Source organism: Chamaesiphon sp. OTE_8_metabat_110 (genome assembly GCF_031382685.1).
GTDB lineage: Bacteria > Cyanobacteriota > Cyanobacteriia > Cyanobacteriales > Chamaesiphonaceae > Chamaesiphon.
In genome coordinates this window covers 1-6,665 of sequence record NZ_JANMZA010000525.1, presented here as the reverse complement: position 1 = coordinate 6,665, position 6,665 = coordinate 1, and the positions used below count along the sequence as shown (strand labels likewise).

Sequence of the window (6,665 nt, the reverse complement as noted above, 5' to 3'; positions counted from 1 at the left end):
ATTACCACAACCTTGGAGTATTCATCATGACAACTTCTCCTTCAAAAGTAATTCCTGCTAACAATGCCGATCGTAATGCTTGGCGTTGGGGCTTTACCCCACAAGCTGAAATCTGGAATGGTCGCTTTGCAATGATCGGATTTGTAGCCGCTTTATTGACTGAGTACTTCTCCGGTCAAGGTGTCTTACACTTCTACAACTTAATGCACACTGTTACTAACACAGTAGTTCGCTAGGTTGACATAAGCTGTGTATCATCAGTCGATTCAATCCGACCGCTCGCTAGTTAGATTTCAACTCAATCTAGATCTAGAGAAAATTCTATAGCTAAAGTTTTCTCTAGATCGACATTAGCGTAGATCTAAGGATTCGCCAGCTTAATAACTTAATTGCAGTTTGTTTAAGTTCTGAACCAATCCTCTGGAGACTAAGAGCGTGATTGCAGTTCATTTGCTATCAGACTTTGAGTTACTATGAGGGGTCTTTGCGACACAAGACCTTCCCGCTCGGGTATCGACGATTCAATCGTTGACTCGTAGCCAGTTTAATTTAGTTTATAATTCCTGTTCATTCGCGATCGCGGCAACGGCAACCTGCTGATGTCCAATCGCTAGTTTGCAACATGCTCCTGCTGTTGCTGTTTTCCTAGAGTGCTTACCCAATTGCGTATCTATTACCTGTCTTTGGGATCTCTGGTACGACGGCTACTGTCAGCGTCCAAGTCGGCTACACGATCGCTTGATTTCTTTGCGAAGCACATATTTGGGCTGCTAGTGTTTGCGATCGCCGTCTCGAAAACACGATTCGATCGAGACAACAATAATGGTGGTGTAGCTCAGGATGCTGCCGAACTCGATTTAGTCACTACTAAAACCCGATCGCACTGGCGACTTGAATCGATCGAACTCGCTGAAATTTTTGGTAGATTTGCAGCAATTCATCAGAGATTTGCAAAGGGGGTGCGGTTAAATCCCACCTCTTTTTACTTTGTAGCCTGCTAACACGGCTGACTTGACGATCCTCGTTCGACTAGCCAGAGGCAATCCTCGACACGACTCTTTTCCGCCGATAGATTGCCAGCAAACTTTTTCCAGCTATGACGGCGATGCGAATCTAAGTCTGATTTATCGCATTGATGCTCGGGGTTTACAAACTAGTAATTTACCAATACGTCAGCGTATTGATGTTTTTGCAGCGAATTACTCCCGCCAGATGGGGTTTATGCCCTCACAACCACTAATTACGGCTCTCCGGAGATTCACACATGACGGTTCTCAATCTCGAACTTGAAAGTCAGAATGTCAAAAGCATGAGTACGCTTAAGTACTACCAGCTCTCTGCTGCGACACCCCCACACGCTGGTTATCTCCGTCGGACTGAAGAGGTTATGCACCAGCTCAAGCAGTATCACCAGATATCTCAAGAGTATATCATCTCAGTTCCCTACCTTTGTCAAGTATACCATTTGCTGGACTTAAAACACTTAGAGCAAGTACATAATGTCAGTCTCAAGGGCCTAAAGGTTGGCAGTGTCAGCAAATTTGAAGAGACGAGTAGTGGCGGTAAAGTCAAATTCAAAACTACAATCGATCGTTCGCTCAATATCCTGAAAATGTGGCGGCAACCAGTAGTAGAAGCAGAGTTAACCCTGCATACTCCTTATACGATCGAATTAACTGTCCCCGTCTTTAAAAGCCGCAAAGTTACGATAATTTTCAATATGTTGCCCCTGGGCGATGATATCCATAAACTGTTCATTGATATCTACAGCGATTTGATATTTCCCAAGCCAATCTTACAAATGATTCTGCACTGTGCTGCATGTCTGACATTGTTTGAAGATTTACCTTATCTCCATCGCCTAGCCAATGGGAACTTACAACGCAAAGTCAAAGCATACAAGGTTTCTAGTTGCGACACTATGCAGCTATTCAAGCGATTTGTCGATCTGTATGGGTCTACGCTCGAACAACCAGGCTCAGTCGGTGCGATCGAGCTAAGTCCCAGAGCGTTGCCAGATGTAGCCATTTAATTACTGTTATTGTCAGTCCTCATGTTTCTGCCCACTCTGTCTCAAACCATTACTGCGATTTATACGGTGTCTTTCACAACGCTGATGACACTAACTATGCTTCACTTTATCCAATCGGCTTGGAAAACGCTCCAGAAAGATTGGTTTCATCTCAAAAGGCTGCATCAAATTCCCTGCGATCGCTGTGTTTTCTTTACTGGCGAACACAATCTCAAATGTACTGTCAATCCTTATACAGCTTTTCAAGAAGAAGCAATTGACTGTTCTGACTATAGACCTATTAAATCACATTAGTCCAAGATAGTAAAGCTTGTTTTAGCTAAATTAGATCTCAGCAACTAATTAGGTAGGCGCAATTAAATATCAAACACTTGTAGGTTGGGTTGAGCCTCGAAACCCAACAGCACCAACATATGGGCATAATTAGCATCGTATATTTAATTAACCCCAGCTACTTAATTAGCAGCTTGACATCAGATCGATCGGTCATAGCTTAGCGATAATTACCTATTAAAAAGTCGATCTAGTCGCACGATTAGATCGGCTTTTTTGCCAACATTTTTCGATTTAGGAACGTGACGATCGTGCTAGAACATATACACATCAATAGCCCCTCTCTATCTATTGACACCGATCGGATTTGCTCGGTTCCTCCACTTGGTAGAAAGTAACATCCCTCCTCAACTGCTAAGATTTTGGTACGATCGTCAGCCAACTAGACCGCAGTTACTCTTAGCTGAAACTATGAGCAATGCTGTCATTGAGCCTGAAGCGATAAGTGCCCGATCGCACACATACACACAGGAGTTTGCCGATGTTACTCACTGAAATCAACGTTGACGATCTCGATACGCTCACGCACTTTCGGATCGAGCGGTTTCTACACTTTTTTGCAACTAGTTTGCCAAGCTGCCTAATTGAGCTTGATGGCAACCAGTTACTCTCAATTCACTGTCCGAGTTCCGAAGTTGTTGACGATCTTTTGGATGAATTGGAAGATCTCTGCGATCGAGCATGGCTGATTTTGGGCGTCAATGCACTCGCTCTATATTTTGGGCAAGAAGAAATCTTACGCGCTGATACTTATTTTCACTAGCCGGATGCTATGGCGGGTTCTCTATCCAAAGAGTGAATTTTTTCCTCACAATCGCAAATTTAATTGTCTCGATCGAGGTAGTCATAGATAGATCGTTTAGGCGACGATCTAACGCAGCTAGAACGATATGCTGCTGTGATAACAACCAATCTCAAGAGCGATTTTTCAATCTTACTCAACCCAATTTCTGGCAAATAATCATGGAAAATTCACAAGATAAAGTAGCACCGATCGATCCGTCAGTGGCGCAGCCAAATCCCGAATACGATTCGCCGACCCCAGACAGCTACGACCCAAATATTATCCCTGCCGAAACAGCCGCCAGAATGGAACGCGAAGGCGAGAATTTTAAGCGGTTGCCCCAGCATCCACCAGGCTCGGAAAGTCTCGATACAACTGCGGGCTTTACCGTCGATAAAGAAGGCTTAGTGGACAATTTTGGGATCGAGCCAGAAATGTACTATGAAACTCCTGGCGATGCCAAAACAGAGGAATCAGCGTAGATAGTGAATAGTGAATAGTGGCTAGCGATTCTGGCGTTGCTGAATTAGGGTATGAAGCATAGATCTTGCCCTCACCCCCAACCTGTCTCCCAAGCTTGGGAGACAGGTTGGTTTCATACAATAAAAGAAAAATGCACAAACCCTAGTACTTAGTCTTTAACCCTTCGCCCTCACCCCGCCGTCGCCTCCGGCTCCGGCTCCCCTCTCCCCAGCTTGGGAGAGGGGTTGGGGGTGAGGGCAAGGGGTTTCGATCGCCAAAGAAGGGTTTGTGAAGCAGATTTGGTATGAAAGATTTTTATTTCGGTGTATGAAACCACCCTGTCTCCCAAGCTGGGGAGAGGGGAGCCAGAGCCGAAGGATCTGGCGGGGTGAGGGTAATTAATACTTAAAAAAATCAGGAGTAAACGAGATGTCTGACAAACGTGGCATAGGGATATTTTCTAGCTATGACAGTGCCGAAAGTGCGTTGATAAAACTGGCAAGTGCTGGCTTTGCAATGGAGCGAGTCTCCCTCATCGGTCGCGATGTCGAACGCCAAGTGGAGGTAACTGGAGCCAAAACCAGCGAGGCACTTGCCGATCTTGGTGACGAAGCAGCTCACAATGGGATTGCTGGCGAAACTGCCAAAAATGGCGCGATCGCAGGTACGGCTTTTGGCGGCGTGGCGGGATTATTAGTCGGTTTGGGTGCCTTGGCACTGCCCGGGGTCGGTCCGGTGATGCTTGCGGGCGCTGCCGCTACTGCCTTAGCTGCAACGGCATCTGGTAGCGCGATCGGCGCGACGGCTGGTAGCCTAGCTGGAGGTCTAATCGGTCTGAATATCCCAGATGAACGGGCGACCATGTATAGCGATCGCGTCGCTCAGGGCAATTACCTGGTAATGATTGAAGGCTCGCCCAGCGATCTGAACCAGGCTGAGTCAATTTTTACCAAAGCTGGCATCCAAGAATGGACGCTCCAAGATATCGCCAATCATCACGATCGAAACGTTTCCCCCGCACAGGTTCAATCGTAGGCGCGATCGGTAGACTACAGACTAGATCTAAACATTTCGCGATCGCTAAAGAAAAATCATCTGCTTGTAGGTCGATACTCCTCTGTCCATTGACGCTAACTACAAATGTATAGTTCATCCACTTGAGAGAAAGGGTTTGGGAGGTACTGCTGGTAAATTACTGATACAGGCAAATTCAACGGAGAAATAAATTATGACTAATCTTATTGCATGGGTAGTTTTAGGATTGCTAGCTGGCGCGATCGCCAAAGCAATCGTTCCTGGAGATCAAGGTGGCGGCTGGCTATCGACGCTAATCTTAGGCGTAATTGGTGCATTTGTTGGGGGGAGTTTGTTCACCTTCATACAGACTGGAACATTGCAATTTACAGCGGCTGGATTAAGTATTCCGGGCGTAGCAATTGCCGTGTTAGGCGCGATTATTGCAATTTATCTCTACGGCTTAGTTGCTAGTAGAAATATCTAGATTCTGGCGACTTATCGCTATCTTGGCACCCGTACACGACCGATTTATTTAGAGGAGTTTGATATGAAATACCTGTCTGCATTGTTTGTCAATATTCGTCCCCTGCGGATGCTAATGTCGATCGTCCTGTCGGCAGTATTGGTCTTTGCTAGCAGTTTTCCCGCTCTAGCTGGCAAAAGCCCCACTACCAAAGGCGTAGAGCAACTGCCACAGATCGAGGAAAAATCGAAAGAGGCACTAGCAAAACCCGCGATGTCTCCAGAATCGATCGAGGCGCGTTCTCAGGGTGCGCTCAATGAAGTCCAACCCGAAGCCGCAGATCGAGACAAAATGTACAGATCTAGCGACACCATGCCGCCAGCGGTCAAGCAAGTCGAAAAAGCGATCGCTAAACTCAAAAATAACTAGGGCTGGAAATATCAGTTAACGGTGCATCTCAATCAATTTTGTCAGCTAACCACACATCAATAATTCGGAGCATTATTATGGCATATGTAGATAGACCAAATGACTATATCGGCGAACGAACGGTACCTGTAGTTGCAACTGGCTACCACGATCAAGTACGCTGGGGTCCCATCATCGCCGGATTAATGATTGCCCTAAGTACGCAACTCGTCTTGAGTGCATTGGGTGTAGCCATTGGAGCGAGTAGTATCGGCGACTCGGGCGCACCTCGTACCGAAGCTGGTGGCGTTGGTGTTGGTGTCGGCATTTGGTCGATTATTAGCTTGCTGATCTCCTTGTTCGTCGGTGGCTGGACTGCGGCGCGTACTTCCGGCCGAATGAACCGCAACACGGCATTACTCAACGGGGCGATCTTATGGGCTTCGACTCTAGCCTTGAGTGCCTGGTTGCTTTCTAGCGGTGTCTCTGGAGCCTTTGGCGTAGCAGCATCCAATGCTGGCAGCGTCATCAATCAAGTTCGCCAAGCGGCACCTAATGCCACGACTGGGGTCATCACCGGACAGCAAGCGCCACCAGTACCGAATATTACCGCCCAACAAGCTCGCGATATTGCTGGTAATACTGCCAAAGTCAGTTGGTCTTTTGTCTTCGGTTCGCTCTTAGGACTAATCGCTTCCCTGATCGGTTCGGCGATCGGTGTCCGCAATCCCAGACCGACAGCAACGGTCGATCGCGACTACTAATCCAGATGGCTCTGGCTGAATGGGAAATTTCTCAACCATTAGCATCATTGAGGAACAACACAAATGCTCTTAACACTCAGTATATTTCCATTGTTGCAAGCTCAGTCCACACGTCTCAAAGCCAAGCTCATCGAGTTGGATCGCCAACTAGAGACACGCTACGGCGATCGCTATTTTCAGGTCAAGCGGCAAATCGATGGTACCAAAGTCTGGTACGAAAAGACTCGCGCTGAGGCTGAAACTACTGGGACGATTCCGCTAGAGCAAAAGACTGAAGCCGCCACTGGTGAATTTGCCAAAGCTGGTTCTTCCGCCGCGCGGAAGGAGAGACTCATCAAGCAGCAGTTAAAAGACTTGTGGCAGAGCATCAAGAATCGCTAATTTTAGATGATTTGGGTGGAT

The 6,665-nt window shown here is 46.9% G+C and carries 11 protein-coding genes; all 11 read left to right on the top strand.

Annotated elements, in window-relative coordinates; genetic code table 11:
* The first annotated feature begins 26 nt into the window (after window positions 1–26).
* The 11 genes from RMO52_RS19070 to RMO52_RS19020 all read left to right on the top strand — a co-directional run bounded on the left by RMO52_RS19070 (window position 27) and on the right by RMO52_RS19020 (window position 6,644).
* Window positions 27–236 carry a chlorophyll a/b-binding protein gene (locus RMO52_RS19070; protein ID WP_396135052.1) on the top strand — a complete coding sequence of 70 codons (210 nt, stop codon included), beginning with the start codon at window positions 27–29 and terminating at the stop codon, window positions 234–236.
* Window positions 237–773: 537 nt separating this feature from the next.
* Window positions 774–1,001 (top strand): hypothetical protein, encoded by a 228-nt coding sequence (locus RMO52_RS19065; protein ID WP_309737954.1) that lies wholly within the window; start codon window positions 774–776, stop codon window positions 999–1,001.
* Between the two features lie 263 nt (window positions 1,002–1,264).
* Window positions 1,265–2,032, top strand: a complete 768-nt coding sequence (locus tag RMO52_RS19060; RefSeq protein WP_309737956.1) for a hypothetical protein — start codon at window positions 1,265–1,267, stop codon at window positions 2,030–2,032.
* 21 nt (window positions 2,033–2,053) lie between these two features.
* Window positions 2,054–2,326, top strand: coding sequence for a hypothetical protein (locus tag RMO52_RS19055; protein ID WP_310417399.1), 273 nt, complete (start codon window positions 2,054–2,056; stop codon window positions 2,324–2,326).
* Window positions 2,327–2,846: 520 nt separating this feature from the next.
* A complete protein-coding gene (locus tag RMO52_RS19050; RefSeq protein WP_309737958.1) occupies window positions 2,847–3,128 on the top strand; it encodes a hypothetical protein in 282 nt (93 codons plus the stop codon).
* 200 nt (window positions 3,129–3,328) lie between these two features.
* On the top strand, window positions 3,329–3,631 hold the full coding sequence (locus RMO52_RS19045; RefSeq protein WP_309742299.1) for a hypothetical protein: 303 nt from the start codon (window positions 3,329–3,331) through the stop codon (window positions 3,629–3,631).
* A gap of 409 nt (window positions 3,632–4,040) precedes the next feature.
* On the top strand, window positions 4,041–4,646 hold the full coding sequence (locus tag RMO52_RS19040; protein WP_309742539.1) for a signal transduction histidine kinase (STHK), LytS: 606 nt from the start codon (window positions 4,041–4,043) through the stop codon (window positions 4,644–4,646).
* A gap of 193 nt (window positions 4,647–4,839) precedes the next feature.
* The gene (locus tag RMO52_RS19035; RefSeq protein WP_309742538.1) at window positions 4,840–5,112 is read left to right on the top strand and encodes a GlsB/YeaQ/YmgE family stress response membrane protein; all 273 of its coding nucleotides are present in this window, start codon (window positions 4,840–4,842) and stop codon (window positions 5,110–5,112) included.
* Window positions 5,113–5,175: 63 nt separating this feature from the next.
* Window positions 5,176–5,520, top strand: coding sequence for a hypothetical protein (locus tag RMO52_RS19030; RefSeq protein WP_310417395.1), 345 nt, complete (start codon window positions 5,176–5,178; stop codon window positions 5,518–5,520).
* A 77-nt stretch (window positions 5,521–5,597) separates the two neighbouring features.
* The gene (locus tag RMO52_RS19025; protein WP_309742536.1) at window positions 5,598–6,263 is read left to right on the top strand and encodes a hypothetical protein; all 666 of its coding nucleotides are present in this window, start codon (window positions 5,598–5,600) and stop codon (window positions 6,261–6,263) included.
* Between the two features lie 63 nt (window positions 6,264–6,326).
* Window positions 6,327–6,644, top strand: coding sequence for a hypothetical protein (locus tag RMO52_RS19020; protein ID WP_309742535.1), 318 nt, complete (start codon window positions 6,327–6,329; stop codon window positions 6,642–6,644).
* Window positions 6,645–6,665 lie beyond the last annotated feature (21 nt).